Annotated in this window: 13 protein-coding genes; 4 read left to right on the top strand and 9 right to left on the bottom strand. The window is 67.3% G+C overall.

Going from position 1 to position 18761, the window contains the following annotated elements:
* Positions 1-89: 89 nt before the first annotated feature.
* From RCF13_RS18215 to RCF13_RS18240, 6 genes are all read right to left on the bottom strand, one after another.
* A complete protein-coding gene (locus tag RCF13_RS18215; RefSeq protein ID WP_308141435.1) occupies positions 90-3116 on the bottom strand; it encodes an autotransporter outer membrane beta-barrel domain-containing protein in 3027 nt (1008 codons plus the stop codon).
* Between the two features lie 262 nt (positions 3117-3378).
* Complete coding sequence (locus tag RCF13_RS18220) at positions 3379-4446, bottom strand: heparan-alpha-glucosaminide N-acetyltransferase domain-containing protein (protein WP_134968141.1); 1068 nt, start codon at positions 4444-4446, stop codon at positions 3379-3381.
* Positions 4446-5594, bottom strand: a complete 1149-nt coding sequence (gene nagA / locus RCF13_RS18225) for an N-acetylglucosamine-6-phosphate deacetylase (protein WP_134968140.1) — start codon at positions 5592-5594, stop codon at positions 4446-4448. The genes RCF13_RS18220 and nagA overlap by 1 nt, the downstream gene beginning before the upstream one ends.
* The gene (locus tag RCF13_RS18230; RefSeq protein WP_061479625.1) at positions 5594-6622 is read right to left on the bottom strand and encodes an SIS domain-containing protein; all 1029 of its coding nucleotides are present in this window, start codon (positions 6620-6622) and stop codon (positions 5594-5596) included. Before RCF13_RS18230 ends, nagA begins: the two co-directional genes overlap by 1 nt.
* Before the next feature lie 7 nt (positions 6623-6629).
* Complete coding sequence (locus tag RCF13_RS18235; protein ID WP_134968139.1) at positions 6630-7697, bottom strand: LacI family DNA-binding transcriptional regulator; 1068 nt, start codon at positions 7695-7697, stop codon at positions 6630-6632.
* Positions 7698-7736: 39 nt separating this feature from the next.
* On the bottom strand, positions 7737-9029 hold the full coding sequence (locus tag RCF13_RS18240; protein WP_005419333.1) for a sugar MFS transporter: 1293 nt from the start codon (positions 9027-9029) through the stop codon (positions 7737-7739).
* Between the two features lie 375 nt (positions 9030-9404).
* Here RCF13_RS18240 and RCF13_RS18245 point away from each other — a divergent pair, with 375 nt between their 5' ends.
* From RCF13_RS18245 to RCF13_RS18255, 3 genes are all read left to right on the top strand, one after another.
* On the top strand, positions 9405-10421 hold the full coding sequence (locus tag RCF13_RS18245; protein ID WP_231352296.1) for a glucokinase family protein: 1017 nt from the start codon (positions 9405-9407) through the stop codon (positions 10419-10421).
* A 143-nt stretch (positions 10422-10564) separates the two neighbouring features.
* Positions 10565-13228 (top strand): TonB-dependent receptor, encoded by a 2664-nt coding sequence (locus tag RCF13_RS18250; protein ID WP_088496524.1) that lies wholly within the window; start codon positions 10565-10567, stop codon positions 13226-13228.
* Between the two features lie 111 nt (positions 13229-13339).
* Positions 13340-15697, top strand: coding sequence for a family 20 glycosylhydrolase (locus RCF13_RS18255; protein WP_134968137.1), 2358 nt, complete (start codon positions 13340-13342; stop codon positions 15695-15697).
* 118 nt (positions 15698-15815) lie between these two features.
* Here the strand turns inward: RCF13_RS18255 and RCF13_RS18260 are convergent, their stop codons facing one another.
* On the bottom strand, positions 15816-16208 hold the full coding sequence (locus RCF13_RS18260; protein ID WP_134968136.1) for a VanZ family protein: 393 nt from the start codon (positions 16206-16208) through the stop codon (positions 15816-15818).
* Positions 16205-17389, bottom strand: coding sequence for an SAM-dependent methyltransferase (locus RCF13_RS18265; RefSeq protein ID WP_061479676.1), 1185 nt, complete (start codon positions 17387-17389; stop codon positions 16205-16207). The genes RCF13_RS18260 and RCF13_RS18265 overlap by 4 nt, the downstream gene beginning before the upstream one ends.
* 59 nt (positions 17390-17448) lie before the next feature.
* Here RCF13_RS18265 and RCF13_RS18270 point away from each other — a divergent pair, with 59 nt between their 5' ends.
* Positions 17449-18186 (top strand): pteridine reductase, encoded by a 738-nt coding sequence (locus tag RCF13_RS18270; RefSeq protein ID WP_005419347.1) that lies wholly within the window; start codon positions 17449-17451, stop codon positions 18184-18186.
* Between the two features lie 60 nt (positions 18187-18246).
* On the opposite strand, the gene folK is transcribed toward RCF13_RS18270, so the two are convergent.
* A complete protein-coding gene (gene folK, locus RCF13_RS18275) occupies positions 18247-18732 on the bottom strand; it encodes a 2-amino-4-hydroxy-6-hydroxymethyldihydropteridine diphosphokinase (protein ID WP_053498221.1) in 486 nt (161 codons plus the stop codon).
* Positions 18733-18761 lie beyond the last annotated feature (29 nt).

The raw sequence follows: 18761 nt of genomic DNA on the forward strand, positions 1-18761 counted from the left end.
TCGGCTGCGCGGAGGTCATGGCGCCGGTAGGATTCGTGCCGACCAAGGTCGACACCCACCGGAACGAGTCATGACATCCGTACCGCGCGCTACCAGTCCGCGCGCAGGCCGATGTTGCCTTCGATGATGCGGCGCTTCTCGTTGCGGTCACCGCCCAGCTCGCGCGTGTAGTCGGCCACCGCGTACGCGCTGATGGTGCGGTTGAAGCGCCCGACCACACCCACGCCGGCTTCGAGCGCCCGCGAGCGCTGCGAATTGACGATCACGTCGCCGTCGAAACGGATGCGGTCCTCGCCGGAACGACCATGCCAGTAATTCAGCTTGAAATACGGCTGCCAGCCGTTGTCGGCCAGCTGGTAATCGCCGGCCAAACGCAGGCCCACACGGCCGGTCCAGGCGTTGTCGTTGTCGAAGCGCACGCTCGATACTTCATCGCGACGGTCATCCAGCGAAGTGCGCTGCCAGATCACCTGCACCTGCGGTTCCAGCCACCATGCGGACTGCCCGACGTGCAGCAGCGGCTTGCCGGCCTCCACCGACACGCTGGTGCCGTCGCCGCTCAGGCCGAAGCCGAGCCCGCGCGAGGAACGCACGCGGCCGTCGTAGCGGCTCTGCATCGCCACGGCGTCGATGTAGCCACCGCTGCTGTCGGTGAACGTCCAGTACAGGCCCACGTGCTTGTCGTCCAGGCGGTTCTGGCCCACCTGTACGTTCTCCCAGCCCAGTGCCAGGCCGGTGGTCTTGCCCTGCGCGCGGGTGCGGCCGACGAACACGCCGATCTGGTTGCGGTGGTTGTCCGACGCCGCGGCCCACACGTCGAGGCCGGCCTGCAGGCCCATTACATCGCCATCAAAGCCGGGCTGCGCATCGCCCTTCCAATGGATCTCGCTGCTCTGCCCCACCAGGCGGCCCCAGGCGGTGCGGAATGCGCCCTGGTTGTACAGCAGGCGCTGTTCGCCCTGCCGCTCGTGGAAGGTACCGAGGCTGGCCAGCGAGGTCTCGCGCAGCAGCGGCGGCACCACGGCATAGGCGGCGGTTTCCACGCGGTACAGCGGTACCACCGCGTCTTCGGCCGGGCGTGCACCCGGCGTCGGCGGTGCACCGGTACCGGGCAATGCACCGCCGGCCACGGGCACATCCGGCACCGCCGGATCGCTGGGCGGTGCCACCGGCGCCGGTTCCGGCGGCGGTGGTGGTGGTGCGGTCTCGCCTGCGGTCAGGTCCGGATCGGTGGCGCCTTCGGGCGGCGGTGGCGGCGCCGGGGTAATGGGAGGCGGTGGTGCCACCGGCGGCGTCAGCGGCGGCGGGGTGGCACTGCCACCACCGTTGGGTGCCGGCGTCGGGCCGGTCACCAGCGTCGAACGCAGGTACCAGTTCTCGCTGGTACCGGCACTGACACCGCCCTTGAACAGGAAGTACTCGTAGGCACCGGCCGCGACCGGTGCGAACAGCGAGAACGCGCCCGGCGCGGTGCGGCCACCATTCAAGGCCTGCACCACCAGGATGCCATCGGCCAGCGTGGCCGCGCCGCTGCCACCGGCATTCAGCACGCCGATGCCGGTGGTTCCGGTGGCGGTACCGCCATCGATCACCAAGCGATCGCTGGGTGAGTTGTCCGCGCCCAGCACGGTGCGCAGGTACAGGCCACCACCGTCACCGCGGTAGTTGCCACGCACGGTGAACACATCGCCGGCGCCGGTACCGGTCAGGTCGATGCGCCCGGCATTGACCATCTCCACCAGTGCAGCACTATTGAACGGGCGGATGGCATGGCCGCCACTGCCCGCGTAGACGGTGCTGGTGTCGTCCACCGTGAGCGTACCGGTGCCGGTTGCGCTGTCGCCCAGCACCAGGTCGCCATCGAAGCTCAGCTCCGTGCTGTTGGCCAGGCTGATCGCCTCCCAGTTCTGGAAGCGGCCCACGCCTGCGGTCTTGACGTTGCTCAGGTTGAGCTGGTCGATGCCACTGCCCCCGTCGAACAGCGGCACCGCACCCAGGTTGCCCTGGTTGAGGTTGCTGAGGTTGGCCACGTCGTTGTCCGGGCCCATGTCGATCGCACCGTAGACGATGCCACCGCCGTTCCAGTTGAAGGTGTCATCGCCGGTGCTGAGCAGTACCTGCCCTCGCACGGTGCCGTCGGTGATGGTCACGCTGTCGTTGCCGCCGCTGACGCTGATGTTGCCGCCGATGTAGGCCGTGCCCGAAATGATGATGGTGTCGGTGTCGAAGCCGGTCACCACGTTGCCATCCACGGTGCCGCCGGACTGGTCCCACAGGTTCTTGTCCAGCTTCATGTTGACGCGGCCGATGCGGCCAGCGGTCATCCAGGCCTGGTCGCCATCCTCGAACGCGCCGATGATGCGACCACCGCTCATGCGGAAGGTATCGATGTTGTCGCCCTGCTGCAGCGCGCCGATCGTGCCGCCACTCATGACGAAATCATCGCGGCCACTGCCCTGCGCTACCAGGCCGGTGACGGTGCCGCCGGTGACGGTCATCTGGTCATCGCCACTGCCCTGGTCGACGCTGTCGATGGTGCCATTGCCCAGCAACAGCACGTCGTTGCCATCCCCTTGCAGGACACCGCCGCTGATGCTGCCGGCCTGCATGTCCAGGCGGTCGTTGCCTGAATCGAACTGTACGCCGGTACGCCCACTGATCGTTCCGCGGTTGACCAGCACGCTGTCGCCCGCACCGACGAACTGCAGCGCGGTGTTGTTGCCGGTGCTGATGCTGCCCGAATTCTCGACACGGCTGCCGCCACCGAGCTGGACCGCCACACCCCCCACCGAACTGATCGCGCCCTGGTTGGTCAACAAGTGACCACTTGCACCGACCAGGGTAACGGCCGACGCCCCACCGCTCTGCTGCAACTGGGCACCGCTGGCGACGTTGACGGTGATGCCCGCTTCGCCGCTGGCCGAGATGGGCACCGTCTGCGGATTCGGCGCGTTGGCGTCGCAGGTGACCGTCTGGCCGGCGACCGGAGCGACGGTGCTGCAGCCGGCCCAGGCGGCGCTGGCGGTCAACAGCACCATGGACGGGACTGCCAGTGCCTGAAGCATGGAAACGGTGAGGCGGCGCGGACGGAAAGCGCGCGGGACGGCACGGGTCATACAGTCCTCCTGGACAGGGAATCAGGAACTGCAAATGCACGCTGCTGCGTGTGCAGTCTGCCGTCATGTGAACCGTTTCGATAGGTGAACTTGCGTGCGGGAAATCACACTTCGGATATGAAATCGCCGGGCCCTCACGCCAATGTGATGTGGCTGAAATCGTTCATTTTTTCTGGGCGTTGGGAGCCGCACATGCGTGGATGCCGTTGGCGGATCGGGTCAGGGCCCTTTCCTGCGGAACGGGGTCCGACCCCGGGACTGCTCAGATCTTCAAGTAGATCTTCCGACGGTCCAGCCACCAGGCCACGCCCCACCACAGCGCGACAAACGCCAGTGCCTGCAACATCGACGCCAGCTCCAGCGCACCCGGCATCGCGTTGGCCAGCTGCTGCCAGATCCAGCCCCAGGCACCGCTGGCCATCAACGCCACCGACATCACCGAGGCCCCCAGATACGCGGTGATCGCATTGACGCCGAAGCGCCGGCCCAGCGCCGGCCATCCCTTCAGGTCGATCAGCACGTGGCCCAGCCACAGCGCCAGCGCGGCCAGGCCGCCGGTCCACAGCGCGTAGCTGGGCGTCCACAGCTGCTTGTTCAACGGCAGCACCCCGGCCAGCAGCAGGCCCAGCACGGCGGTCGCCACGCCCAGCCCGGCCAGTGCCGTCGAACGCCCGCTGCGCAGCAGGCCACCGGCCAACAGGCCGAGCACGGTACTGGCCAGTGCACCCAGCGTGCTCAGCAATCCTTCCGGGTCATGGCCGAGGCCGGTATCGGCATGCCATTGATAGATCCACGGTGCGAACAGCGTGGTGTCCAAGCGGCTGGCCGGGTTGGTCCACGGCGCCAGGTCACCCATGCCGAGCAGCAGCATCGTGTACCCCACCAGCAATCCAACAAGCACGCCGGCCTGCATGCGCGGCCGTGCATACACCGCCAGCACGCCCACCAATGCCGCGCACACGGCGATCCGTTGCAGCACGCCCCAGATGCGGAAGTGGTGCGTATGCAGCGCCCACCAGATCAGCAGATGCAACAGCACGCCGGCCACCAGGATGCGGAGTGCGCGCTCCAGCACGCCGCGCGCCAACACCGGGCGTGCGGCGGCATCCAACGCGCGCGGTGCCACGCTGAAGGCCATCGACACGCCCACCAGGAACAGGAAGAACGGGAACACCAGGTCGGTGGGCGTGCAGCCATGCCATTCCGAATGGCGCAGCGGCGCGAACACTGCACTCCAGTCGCCTGGATTGTTGACCAGCAGCATCGCCGCCACGGTGATGCCGCGCAGGGCATCGATCGAGCCCAGACGGCGTGGCGGCGTACTGTTCATCAGGCGGCCTCGTACTGACCTGCAATCCAGGTGCCACGCACCTGCAGGGCGTCATCCAGCAGCACCAGGTCGGCCTGGTAGCCCTCGGCGATGTGGCCCAGGCGGTCGTCGACGTTGAGGAACTGTGCCGGGTAGGTCGAGGCCATGCGCGCGGCCTCGGCCAGCGGCTGGCCCAGCAGCTGCACGGTGTTGCGCACCGCCGTGGCCATGTCCAGCGCAGAACCGGCCAGCGAACCGGCGGCATTGCGCACCACGCCATCGATGGCGGTGATGGTTTCGCCATACAGCACGTAGCTTGGATCGTCGGCACCGACCGGCGGCATCGCATCGGTCACCAGCAGCAGGCGACCGCGCGGCTTGGCCGCCAGCGCCACGCGCAGGCTGGCCGGATGCACATGCACGCCATCGACGATGATGCCAATCCAGCTGTCGCGGTCTTCCAGCGCAGCGCCCACTGCGCCAGGCTCACGGCCCTGCAGCGGCGACATCGCGTTGTACAGGTGGGTGAAGCCGCGTACGCCGGCATCCAGGCCGGCGCGGATCTCTTCGTACGTGCCTGCGGTATGGCCGGCGGCCACGATCACGCCACGTTCGACCAGCGCACGGATGGTTTCCAGTGGCACGCGCTCCGGCGCCAGCGTCAGCAGCGTCACGCCGTTGTCCAGCGACGCCGCCAGCGCGATCTCTTCTTCGTCCGGCACGCGGAACTTGCTGGCATCGTGCGTACCCTTGCGCGCCGGCGCGATGTAAGGCCCTTCCAGATGGATGCCGATCACGCCCGGCACGCCCTGCGCGATCGCCTCGCGCATCGCACCGATGGCTTCGCGCATCACCGCCACGTCATCGCTGATCAGCGTGGGCAGCATCGCGGTGGTACCGAAACGACGATGCGCCTGCGCAATGGTGCGCAGCGCCGCCACGTCCGGCGTGTTGTTGAACAACGCGCCGCCACCGCCATTGACCTGCACGTCGATGAAGCCGGGCAGCAGCCAGCCACCGCCCAGGTCTACCTGCTCGGCAGCGGGACCCAGCTGTGGTGCGGCGTCGGGCAGCAGCGCGCTGATGCGACCGTTTTCGATCACCACGGCCAGATCGTCGCGGAACTCATCGCCTGCCAGGATGCGGGCATTGCGCAGCACGGATGCCATCACACGGTCTCCGTCACCTTGTTCAGGTGCGGCGGCAGGTCCGGGTTGAAGCCACGGCGCAGCGCCAGCGCGTTGATCGCGCGATAGAAGCTCTGCACGGTCAGCAGCGGTGCGCACAGCGGGTGTGGCGCGGGCGCCACCGGCAGGTTGCCGCCGGCACCGGCCAGCCACACCTGCGCGCCGCGCGAAGTGAACTCCTCGACCACCGCTCGGGTGCCGGCACCGGTTTCATCGGGCTGCGCGAAGGCCAGCACCGGGAAGCCACGGTCGACCAGTGCCATCGGGCCATGCTTCACTTCGGCCGAGCTGTAGGCTTCGGCGTGCAGGCTGCAGGTTTCCTTGAACTTCAGCGCCGCTTCCTGCGCCGCACCCAGGCCCAGGCCACGGCCGAGCACGAACAGGTTGGTGGCCTCGACCAGGCCTTCGGTCACCGCGCTCCAGTCGCACTGCCAGGCTTCACGCATCGCGTCCGGCAGCAGGTCCAGCGCGTTGCGCAGGCTGCTGTCCTGCTTCCAGTAGGCGGCCAGCTGCAGCAGCGCCGCCAGCGAGGCCAGGTAGCTCTTGGTTGCCGCCACGCTCTTTTCGGCACCGGCATGCAGCGGAATGACCGTGTCGGCCAGCTGCGCCAGCGGCGAATCCTCGACGTTGACCAGCGCGATCACGCGTGCGCCAGCGGCCTTGGCCGCCTCGGCGTTGCGCAGCAGGTCCGGGCTCTTGCCCGACTGCGAAATGACGATGAACAGCGCACCGCGCAGCTGCAGCGGTGCGGCATAGACCGAGCCTACCGACGGCGACGCGGAGGCGACCACCAGGCCCAGTTGGGTTTCCAGCAGGTACTTGCCGTAGGTGGCGGCATGGTCGGAGCTGCCGCGTGCACAGGTGACCACGAACGGCGGCGGCGCGGCGCGCAGGCTGGCGGCCAGGGTTTCCATGGTGGCGTGGTTGCGCGAGAACTGGCGGGCAACCACGTCGGCCGCTTCAGCGGCCTCGGCGAACATCAGGGTGGCGGTGGGGTCTGACAGCGACATGGCAGGCTCAGGCAGGATCGGAAGGAAGGGAGCGTGCGCCGGCCGGGCGCATCGGCGCGGTCGAACCGCGCACCACCAGTTGCGGCACGAAGCCCTGGTTGTGCAGCGGTGCCGGCGCATCGTCGTAGGCGTCGCTGCGCAGTTGTGCGATCAGCAGGCGCGCGGCATGGCGGGCGATGTCCTCGGTGGCCTGCTTGGCGGTGGTCAGCGGCGGCCACGACTGGCGCGAGAACGGGCTGTCCTCAAAACCGGCGATGGACAGGTCGTACGGCACGTTCATGCCGGCCGACTTGGCGGCGGCCAGCACGCCGGCAGCGATTTCGTCGTTGGAACCGAAGATGGCGGTGGGCGGTTCGCGCAGCGCCAGCAGGCGGCGCGCCCCACGGAAACCATCATCGAAGGTGTAATCGCCCTGCACCACCAGGTGCTTGTCCACGGTCATGCCGTAGTCCTTCAGCGCGGCTTCGTAACCGGCGTAGCGTTCGCCCGAGGAGCGGTGCGAGCTGCCGCCCCAGAGGAAGCCGATGCGCTGGTGGCCCAGCTGGATCAGGTGCTCGGTGATCTCGTAGGCCGCCTCGCGGTCGTCGACGAACACGCAGGCGCCGTCGGCCGGATCTTCAGTGGCGGCGATGATGCGCACCAGCTTGATGCCACGCGCGGTCAGCGCCTGGATCAGGTCGCGGCGCTCGGACATCGGCGCGGTCAGCACCAGCCCGGCCAGGCGCGAGCGCTGCACCCAGTCGGCCAGTTCATCGGCCAGCAGCGGCGAGCTCGAATCACAGGGATGGATCTGCAGGCCGAAGCCGGTCTCGCGGCACGCGGCCAGTACGCCGTTCTGCACGCCGATGATGTGGTACGGGTTCGGGTTGTCGTAGACCAGCCCGATCACGAAGGTAGTGCCGCTGCGCAGGTTGCGCGCGGACGGATCGGGCTCGTAGTCGAGCTCGGCGATGGCACGCAGCACCCGCGCACGGGTGGCCTGCATCACCGAGGGCTCGTTGTTGATCACCCGCGAGACCGTCTTCAGCGAGACCTTGGCCTTCTCCGCAACGTCCTTGATGGTCGCTCTGCGCATGGGTTTTCCCTGGGGTTGGCTGCCGTCCATCATCGCCGATCAGGCCTTGTCCTGCGGCAGGCCGGCACGATGGCCGATCACCGAGTAGAACAGGATGTACAGGTAGCACGGCACCATCAGCAGCACGAACACCAGCTGGAAGTCGATGTGCTGCTTGAGCACGGCGAACAGCTGCGGAATGATCGCGCCGCCGGCGATGCCCATCACCAGCAGGGCCGAGCCGGTCTCGGTGAAGCGGCCCAGGCCGCGGATCGCCAGCGGGAAGATGGCCGGCCACATCATGGCGTTGGCAAAGCCCAGCAGCGCCACGAAGGCCACCGAGACGTAGCCGTGCGTAGCCCAGGCGCCCAGGCAGAACACCACGCCCATCACTGCCGAAATGGTCAGGTAGCGCGACTGCGAGACCAGGCCGGGGATCGCCAGCAGGCCGACCACGTAACCGGCCAACATCGCACCCAGCGTCAGCGAGGTGAACATCTTGGTCTGGTCCAGCGGCAAGCCGAAACCGTGGCCGTAGGTGCCGATCGCATCACCGGCCATGACTTCCACGCCTACGTACACGAACAGGCACAGCACGCCCAGCCACAGATGCGGGAACTGGAAGATGCTGCGGCGCTCGGCGGTTCCTGGTGCACCCGACGGCGTTGCATTGGCTTCGGAGGACTTGATCTCCGGCAGAGGCGAGAACAGCACGGCCACCGCCAGCACCACCAGCAGCGCGGCCATCGCCAGGTACGGCGCATGGATCTTGGCGGCGAATTCGTTGAGCAGCGCAACCTTGGTGACCGCGTCGGCGGCCTGCACCTGCTTGTCCAGGTCGCCGATGCCATGCAGCACCAGGGTACCGATCAGCACCGGCGCCAGCATGCCGGCGATCTTGTTGCAGATGCCCATCAGCGCGATGCGGCGTGCCGCGGTTTCAATCGGGCCGAGGATCGAGATGTAGGGGTTGATCGCGGTCTGCAGCAGCGCCAGGCCGCTGCCGATCACGAACAGGCCGCCGAGCGCACCCGGGTACCAGCGCTGGGTGGCGAATTCACCGAACAGCGCGGCACCACCGGCCATCACCAGCAGGCTCAGGCTCAGGCCCTTCTTCATGCCGGTGCGGCGCAGGATCCAGGACGCCGGCAGGGCGAGGAAGAAATAGGACAGGTAGAACACCATCAGCACCAGGAAGGCGCCGACCTCGCTGAGTTCGAAGGCCAACTTGACGAAGGTGATCAGCGGGCCGTTGAGCCAGGTGAAGAAGCCGATCAGGAAGAACAACACGCCAACGATGGCGATGGAGGTGGCCACGTTCGGGCGCGCGCTTGCAGCGGGGACGGCGGACATCAGGAGGGCTCCTGCGGCGACGGCCGCAGAACGCGGCGTCGGAGAGTGGCTGGGAACAACGTTGTCACATTCTTTCGATGGACAACGGCGGTTTGTCAACTTCCATGCACGCCTGCCTGAACCTTGTGCTGCACTGCGCAAGTCCGCCGCGGTACGCCCCGCTGAATGCGCGGCAGGCCTAGAGCCCCGTGCGCCAATGGTTCCCATGTGAAACCCGCACTCACACCGTGTAAACGTTTACTGCGCGCCGCATTCGTTGCGACGCAGCAACGAAAGTGTCACGAACTCGTTGACATCGTTGTCAGCGCGGTTACAGACTCCGCCCCAATCGCCGCCCCCGATCCCCGGGCCGGCCCACCTGCAGCAGGAGCCCGCGTGACCGCCAGCCACCCCGCCCCGTCGCATGTCCTGTCCCGCGTCGCGCCCTCGTTCCTGGCCGCCGACGTCGGTGGCACCCATGTGCGCGTGGCCCGGGTCCAGGCCAGCGGTGACGCCGCCCATCCGGTGCAGGTGCTGGAGTACCGCAAGTACCGCAATGCCGACCATGCCGGCCTCAGCGCGATCCTGTCCGACTTCCTGGGCGAAGGCCCGCGGCCCACGCATTGCGTGGTCGCCAGCGCCGGCTATGCCCGCGAAGACGGCACGGTGATCACCGCCAACCTGCCGTGGCCGCTGTCGGCGCGCCAGGTGGAAGCCGAGGTCGGCCTGCAGCGGGTCTACATCGTCAACGATTTCGAAGCGGTGGCCTACGCCGCCGCGCAGGTGGACGCCAGCGGCGTGCTGCACCTGTGTGGACCGGAAACTGCCACACGTGGCCCGACCCTGGTGGTCGGTCCCGGTACCGGTCTGGGCGCCGCGCTGTGGATCCCCACCGCGCACGGCCCGGTGGTGCTGCCCACCGAAGCCGGCCAGCCGACCCTGGCGGCCAGCACCGAACTGGAAATGGCCATCGTCCGCTACATGCAGCGCGACCGCGCGCACGTGTCGATCGAGCATGCGATCTCCGGCCCCGGCCTGATGAACCTGTACCGTGCGGTGTGTGCACTGCAAGGGCAGGCGCCGACCCTGGCAAGCCCCGACGCAGTCACCGCCGCCGCCATGGCCGATACCGATGCACATGCGCGCCAGGCGCTGGACGTGTTCTGTGGCCTGCTCGGCAGCACCATCGGCGACATGGCGCTGTTCTACGGCGCCCACGGTGGCGTCTACCTGGCCGGCGGCATCCTGCCGCAGATCCGCGAATACCTGCACACCAGCACCTTCGTCGAACGCTACCTGCAGAAGGGGCCGATGGGCGAAGCGCTGGCACGCATCCCGGTGAAGGTCGTCGAACACGGCCAGTTGGGCGTGGTCGGCGCTGCCAGCTGGTACCTGCAGCAGTCGGCCGCCTGACACCGCAACAGGCTTCAACGCAATCGCAGCACGCAGTACGTGGCACGCCAACGCACGGGACTTCGCCGCCGCCCCGCGCATGTCATCGCAACCGTAACCGAACACCGCCGCCGGCACCCAATCGAGTGATGAGGAGAGACATCATGAACACCCGCAAGACCCTGCTTTCGGCCGCCATCGTCAGCTGCATCGCCTTCAGTGCGCACGCGCAGCAGGCGGCCCCGACCGCCACCGATCTGGACACCGTGACCGTTACCGGCATCCGTGGCTCGATGGAAAAGTCGCTGGACACCAAGCGCGAAGCCAATGCGCGCGTGGAAGTGGTCACCGCCGAAGACGTGGGCAAGCTGCCCGCGCACAACGTTGCCGATACCCTGCAGCGCCTGCCGGGCGTCAACATCAGCTCGTCCAGCGCCGACGAAGGTGGCTTCGATGAAGCCGACCGTGTCAGCCTGCGCGGCACCAGCCCGAGCCTGACCCAGACCCTGATCAACGGCCACACCGTCGGCTCCGCCGACTGGTTCGTGCTCAGCCAGGGCAACAACGTCGGCCGCAGCGTCAGCTACTCGCTGCTGCCGTCGGAACTGGTCAGCTCGGTGGAAGTGAACAAGTCCTCGCAGGCCAAGCTGCAGGACGGCGGCACCACCGGTACCGTCAACATCATCACCCGCAAGCCGCTGGAATTCTCCAAGCCGTTCACCGCGGAAGGCTCCATCGGTGCGGTGCGTTCGGACCTGGCCAAATCGACCGATCCGCAGTACTCGGCATTGTTCAATTACAAGAACGACGAAGGCACCTTCGGCGTGATGGTGCAGGGCTTCAGCCAGAAGCGCGAACTGCGCCGTGAAGCGCAGGAAATCCCGGGCGGCTTCTTCAAGATCGGCGCCGGCGACCCGGTCGCCAGGACCAATCCGGACCTGATCGGCGTCAACGTGCCGGGCCTGCTGGGTTCGACCCTGTTCGAACAGACCCGCGAACGCAAGGGCGGCCTGGTCTCGCTGCAGTTCAAGCCGAGCGACAGCCTCACCTTGGGCCTGAATGGTTTCAGCTCCGAGCTGAAGGCCAACAACTACAACCGCAACTTCATGATGTTCGGCAACAGCTTCGCCAAGTCGCAGGCGCCGGATCCGGGCTATGTGGTCAAGGACGGCGTGCTGACCAACGCCACCTACCGGGGCGTGCCCGGCACCGACTATGCGGTGTACGACATGATCTACCGCGAGTCGAAGGCCAAGTCGAGCTATGTCACCTTCGATGCCGACTGGCAGATCAGCGACAGCCTGACCGCCACGTTCCAGGCCGGCAGCACCAAGGGCACCGGCGAGACGCCGCGCCAGTACATCGCCGAGGTCACCCTGGCCAACGGCGGCGGCGCCAGCTGGGCCACCCACGGCAATGGCTCGCCGATCGACTGGAACGTCGGCGGCGACCTCTCGCCCAACGGCGTGACCAGCTTCGGCACCTGGGGCAACCAGCAGGTCACCGCTGAAGACAAGGAGAAGTGGGCCACGCTCGACTTCAACCAGTACTTCAATGATGGCGGCGTACTGAGCTCGATCGACTTCGGCCTGCGTTTCGCCGACCACAAGCGCGAAGCGCTGTCGCCGGAAGGTGCAACCCCGGGTGACATCTGGAGCGCGCTGAAGAACGGTGCCACGGCCAACTATCCCAGCGGCTTTGCCGGTGACATCGGCGGCACCTTCCCGCGCAACCTGTGGTACTTCACCCCGGGCGCGCTGAAGGATGCGGTGACCAACAACTCCACCTGGCTGGCCGGCAATGATGGCCCGACCGGTCGCCACAACTATGGCGCCGAGTGGAAGGTGAAGGAAAAGAACTTCGCCGGCTACGTGCAGGCCAATTTCCGCGGCGACTGGTGGAGCGGCAACGTCGGCCTGCGCTACGTCAACATCAAGCAGGACATCGACACCTACAACGCCGTCAGCAAGGCCGCCGACGCCGATGTCAGCAGCCTGTTCGGCATGTGGGAGCGCCTGGCCTTCCAGAACAAGCGCAACCGTGTCCTGCCCAGCGCCAACATCAAGTTCGACCTGGACGACTCGCTGGTGCTGCGTGTCGCCGCCTCGCAGACCCAGACCCTGCCGGACTACTCGGCACTGGGCGCGTCCTCGTACGGCTCTGACCTGAACCGCACCGGCGGCGGCGGCAATCCGAACCTCAAGCCGACCCTGTCGACCAACCTGGATGCCAACCTGGAGTGGTACTTCATGCCGCGCGGATTGCTGTCGGTGGGCGCGTACCACATGAAGCTGAAGGACTACATCGCCTTCGACGTGGTCTCGCGCCAGCTGTACAGCGAACTGACCAACCAGCTCGAGACCTACCAGATCTCCACCCCGATCAATGCCGACGGCAAGGTCACCGGCGTGGAAGTGGCCTACGAGCAGCCGATCGGCGAGTACTTCGGCATCAATGCCAACTACACCTACGCCAACGGCACCACCTCGCACACCTGGTCGGATGGTTCGCACAATCTGCTGGGTACTTCGAAGAACACCTACAACGTGGGTGCCTACTTCGAGAACGAGCGCTTTGGCGCCCGGGTCAGCTACACCCGCCGTTCCTCGTTCCTGATCAGCCTGTCGGGCACCAACCCGTACTACCAGGATGACTTCGGCACGCTGTCGGCATCGCTGAGCTACAAGGCCACCGACTGGCTGAGCATCAGCCTGGATGGCCTGAACCTCAACAACCCGACCTACAAGTACTACCAGACCGCGGCCATCCCGACCTCGTTCTACAGCAACGGCCGCCAGTACTACCTCAACTTCCGCTTCAAGTACTGATCCAGCGGCAGCAACATCGCCGAGTCGTGCACGCACGCCGGGCCTGGGTCATTCCGGGCCCGGCGTTTTTCATGTATAGCGTTCATCGCACCGTTCCAAGGAGTCGTTCCGATGGTCAAGCCTTCCCGCGCCCAGATGCGCAGCGCAGTACTGCTGGGCAGCCTGCTCGCCCTGCTGCCGGCGCTACCCGCGCTCGCCGCCGATCCCACGCCGGCCGCTGAAGCACCGGGCCCGCAGCTGCGCGCCGGCAGCCTGATGCTGATTCCCGCGCCCGCTACCGTGCAGCACGGCCAGGGTAGCGGCATCACCGTACGCGCCGATACCGCGCTGCAGGCCGAAGGCGAAGCCGCGCAACGGGTCGCCACCCAGTTCGCCGACCTGCTGGCGCGCAGCGGCGGTCCGCGCCTTACGCCGGCACAGGGCAAGGCGGCAGGCACGTCGGGCAGCATCCGCTTCCAGATCATCCCGACCTTCCGCGACAGTGGTGAGAGCTACACGCTGGAAAGCACCGCGCAGGGCGTGCTGGTGCAGGCCGGCAACGAAACCGGCCTGTTCTACGGCGCAACCACGCTTGCCCAGCTCGCCACGGGTGGCAGCAACGGCGTGCTGCCGGCGGTGCAGATCCAGGACGCGCCGCGCTTCGGCTGGCGCGGTTTCATGCTCGACTCGGCGCGGCATTTCCAGAGCCTGGACGAGATCAAGCATGTGCTCGACGCGATGGCCGCGCACAAGCTCAATACCTTCCATTGGCACCTCACCGATGACCAGGGCTGGCGCATGGAGATCAAGCGCTACCCGAAGCTGACCGAGGTGGGCAGCTGCCGCCTGCCGGCCGGCGACGGTGGCATCGATCCGGCCAGTGGCAAGGAGCATCCGTACTGCGGCTTCTACACGCAGGAGCAGATCCGCGAAGTGATCGCCTATGCCGCCAGGCTGCATATCCAGGTGATTCCGGAAATCGACGTGCCCGGCCATGCCACCGCGGCGATCGCCGCGTACCCGGAACTGGGTTCGATCAACACCCCGCTGAAGCCGATCAGCGAATGGGGCGTGTTCCCGAACCTGTTCAACGTGGAAGACAGCACCGTCACCTTCCTCGAGAACGTACTGGAAGAAGTGATCGCGCTGTTCCCTGCGAAGTACGTGCACGTGGGCGGCGACGAAGCGGTCAAGGACCAGTGGGAAGCCTCGAAACAGGTGCAGCAGCGCATGCGTGCGCTGGGCATCAAGGATGAAATGGCCATGCAGAGCCACATCATCAAGCGCCTGGAGACCTTCCTGGAGCAGCACGACCGGCGCCTGATCGGCTGGGACGAAATCCTCGAAGGCGGCCTACCACCGCAGGCCACGGTGATGTCGTGGCAGGGCACCGAAGGTGGCCTGGCTGCAGCCAGTGCCGGCCATGACGTGGTCATGTCGCCGGTGGGGTACCTGTACCTGGATTACCTGCAGACCGCCTCGCCGAATGAACCACCCGGTCGCCCGGCTCAGGTCAACCTGGGCAAGCTGTACAACTTCGAGCCGGTGCCGGCCGAGCTGGCGGCCGACAAGCGCCAGCACATTCTCGGCCTGCAGGCCAACATGTTTACCGAGCACACGCGCACCTACGCGCGCCTGCAGCACAACCTGTTCCCGCGCCTGGCCGCCGTGGCCGAGACCGGCTGGAGTACGCCGGAACATCGCGACTTCCGCGATTTCCTCGCGCGCCTGCCCGCGCAGCTGCAGCGCTACCGTGCCTGGGGCCTGGCCTACGCGCAGACCCCGTTCGAAGTGGGCGTGGACTACACCGATGATCGCGCGAAAAACTCCGTGACCCTATCGCTGGCCAACCCGCTGGGTTATGAAGTGCGCTACAGCACCCATGGCCAGCCGGTGACCGCGCAGTCGCCGTTGTACCAGCAGCCGCTGACCGCGACGCTGCCGACCACCGTGCAGGCCGCTGCGTTCTACCAGGGCCAGATGCTGGCCGCGAAGCCGACCATCGCCACGTTCACCGCGCAGTCGCTGCTCAGCCGCCGCAGCGATGCGCTGCTCAGCTGCGTGGGCAAGAAGGGGCTGGTGCTGCGCCTGGAAGACGACGGCCCGCGCGAGGGAACGCGTGCGGTGTTCAACGTCGACATCTTCCAGCCGTGCTGGCGCTGGCCGCAGGCGCAGCTGGACGGCATCGGCAGCGTGGAGGTCCGCGCGGGCCGCATTCCGTACTACTTCCAGCTGGCCCACGATGAACCCAAGCGTCGCTTCGAAAAAGCGAGGCGCGCGCATGGCGAAATGCAGGTGCGTCACGGCGATTGCAGCGGCAAGGTGCTGGCTGAAGTACCGCTGCCGGCCACGCCCGATGCCGATGGCTTCGTGACCCTGCGTGCGGCGCTGCCGAAGGGCACGCAGGGCACGGGTGACCTGTGCATCAACTTCACCGGCGATACGCGCCCGGCGATGTGGGTGCTGGATGAGGTCACGCTGAAGAAGTAACCGCAAGCCTGTCCTGGCGCAATCCATCCACGCATGGCGTGGATCTACTGTAGAGCCGAGCCCATGCTCGGCTGCCTTTCGGGAGGAAGCCGAGCACGGGCTCGGCTCTACAGGAACCTCAGCCCCGCCAGCGCACCAGCAGATCGCGCAACGGGGTCAGTGCCGTGGCCATGCCGGCCAGCACGCCGACCGTGTTGGCAATGGCGTCCATCGGGTCGGCAGTGCGGTTGCTGGTCAGCGCGCCCTGCGCGAACTCGATGCCGACGCCCATCAGCACCAGCCCCACGCCCACCCACAGCAGCGGGCGCCCCGGCCGGAACAGCTGCACCGCGCTGCCGGCCAGGATGAAGTAGGCGAGGAAGTGCTCGCCCTTGTCGCTGTTTTCCGGCAGTGGAATCGGCGGCGGTGGGATCAGGCAGACCACGACCACCAGCAGTACCGCCAGCACCCACAGCACAGTCCACAGCCGCGGCCGCCGCAGCGGCTTGATCAGCGGCAACGCACTGCTCACAGGCGCCAGCTCAGGTCGCCCAGTTCGAACGCCGGCTCGAAGTCGACGCCGCGCTGCAGGCCGATGGCCTGGAAGCGCTCGCCCATCTCGGTCGGCAGGGTCAGCTTCTTCACCTGGTCACGCAGCTGGATACGGCCGACCTCATCCGTACGCTCTTCGGCCAGCAGCAGCACCTGGTCCAGGCCGTTGCCGAGCAGGAAACTGGCCTGGCTGCAGTACCCCGCCAATTCGAAACCACCGTGCATGCCCGCCTCGGCCATCGCGGTGAAATCCACCGACGCGGTGATGTCCTGCAGGCCGGGCCAACGATGCACGTCGTTGTGCACGTGGTGGCGGTAGAACGCGCGGACTGTGCCATCGTCGCGGTCGTGCTGGTAGAACTCGCTGCGGCTGTAACCGTAATCGACAAACAGCATCGCACCACGCTGCAGGCCGCCAGCCACTGCCTGCAGCCAGTACGGCAGCTGCGGCAGCACCTCGGAGCGGTAACCGTCGGCAAAGGGCTTTTCCAGGTAGCGCTCGATGTGGCGCACCGCACCGTTGAGCAGGATGTCAGCCGGCTGCGCGCCACGGATGAAGTTGCCTTCGCCATCAAGCTCGACGGTTTCCTCATAGACCTCGCCGTCCCGGATCAGGAAACGCGGGGTCGGCAGCGCGTCGATCACCTCGTTGGCGAACACCACGCCCTCCCAGTCCTCCTCGAACGGGCGGTCGATCCAGTCCACGCGCGCGGCCAACTCGGCCGGCAGGTTCTGCTGCAGGCGCTGCTGCTGGCGCTCGCGCAGGTCGGCGCTGGGTTCGAGGATGGCGTAGCGCGATGGCAGCGCGTCCAGTTCGGCCAGGCGCAGCAGCACGGCCTCGGCGAAGGCGCCGGTACCGCCGCCCAGTTCCAGCATGCGGGCCTGCGCGCCCAGCTGGGCGAACACTGGCGCCAGCGCATTGGCCACGCTGCCGGCGAACAGGCTGCCGAGCTCGGGTGCGGTGGTGAAGTCGCCGCTGCCACCGAACTTGCTGGCGCCGGCGCTGTAGTAGCCCCAGCCGGGGGTATACAGGCACAGCTCCATGAAGCGCGAGAACGGCATCGCCCCGCCCTGCGCAAGGATTTCGGCGCGCAGGGCGGCCGCCAGCTGGTCGCTGTGGGCCAGGGCATCGGCTTCGGGCAGGGGGAAGGTGGGCTGCATGGCGTCTTCGAATGCGGTGACAATGGTGCACAGGATAGCCGAGCCTTGGAGGACCCTCGATGAGCGATACCCACCCCGTGGTCCTGATCACCGGCAGCGCGCGCCGGATCGGTGCGGCCATCGCCCGCCAGTTCCACGCCTGTGGCTGGTCGGTGGTACTGCATGCCAACACCTCCAGCGCCGAACTGCAGCAGGCCGCGTTCGATTTCGACAACGTGCGGCCCGGAAGCGTGCTTGCGCTGCAGGCCGACCTGCGTGACGCCGACGCCCTGCCCGACCTGGTGGAACAGGCCGTTACCCACTTCGGCCGCCTGGACGCGCTGGTCAACAACGCCTCCAACTTCTATGCCACCCCGCTCGGCCAGGTCACCGCCGAGGCGATGGACGAGCTGTATGCGGTCAATGCGCGCGCGCCACTGCTGTTGTCACAGGCGGCCGCGCCCTACCTGCGCCGCCAGCAGGGCTGCATCGTCAACCTGACCGATCTGCACGGCACCGACCCGATGCGCGACCACATCGCCTACACGATGGCCAAGGCCGCGCTGGAGATGGCCACCCGTTCGCTGGCGCTGGAGCTGGCGCCGAAGGTGCGGGTCAATGCGGTGGCGCCCGGCGCGATCCTCTGGCCGGAACAGGGCAAGGACGATTTCGCCCGCGAGGCCCTGCTGGCGCGCACGCCTTTGGCGCGGATCGGTACGGTCGAGGAGATCGCCGAAGCGGTGTACTGGCTGGTGGCCGAAGCCAGCTTCGTCACCGGCCACACGCTGCGCGTGGATGGCGGGCGCACGGTCAGCTGAGAGGTTGCCGGCCAGCGGCCGGCGCTACCGGTCATGCCGGCCGCTGGCCGGCAACCTCCATCAATCCAGGTCAACCACCTCGAACGCCTCGCCAAACTGCGCGTGCGCGCGCCACAGCGTCGCCAGGTCCAGCCCGCTGACCGGATCGATGAAGTCGGGCGCGATATCGGCCAGCGGCTTCAGCACGAAGGCATGCTTCAGTTCGGGACGGGGAATGCGCAGGTGGCCGGGACCTTCCACCACCAGGTCGCCGTAGAACACCACGTCGATATCCAGGGTCCGGTCGGAGAAGCGCGGCCCACTACGGTCGCGGCCGTGCGCGTCCTCCAGCGCATGCAGCCAGTCGTCCAGTTCCTGCAGCGGCAAGTCCGTCTCGATCGCCACCGCGTTGTTGAGGAAGGCCGGGCCGTCGAAGCCGACCGCGGCGGTACGGTAGGCCGGCGAGACCTGCAGCGCGCCGAAGCGCTCGCGCAGGGCCGCCACCGCGGCGTGGAGGTAGCGGCGGGGCTGGACATTGCTGCCCAGGCTCAGGAGCACGGTCGTCATGCGGTTCAGGTGGCAGCGATGGGGGGCGT

Origin of the sequence: Stenotrophomonas maltophilia group sp. RNC7, assembly GCF_030910085.1 — a bacterium.
GTDB lineage: Bacteria > Pseudomonadota > Gammaproteobacteria > Xanthomonadales > Xanthomonadaceae > Stenotrophomonas > Stenotrophomonas sepilia.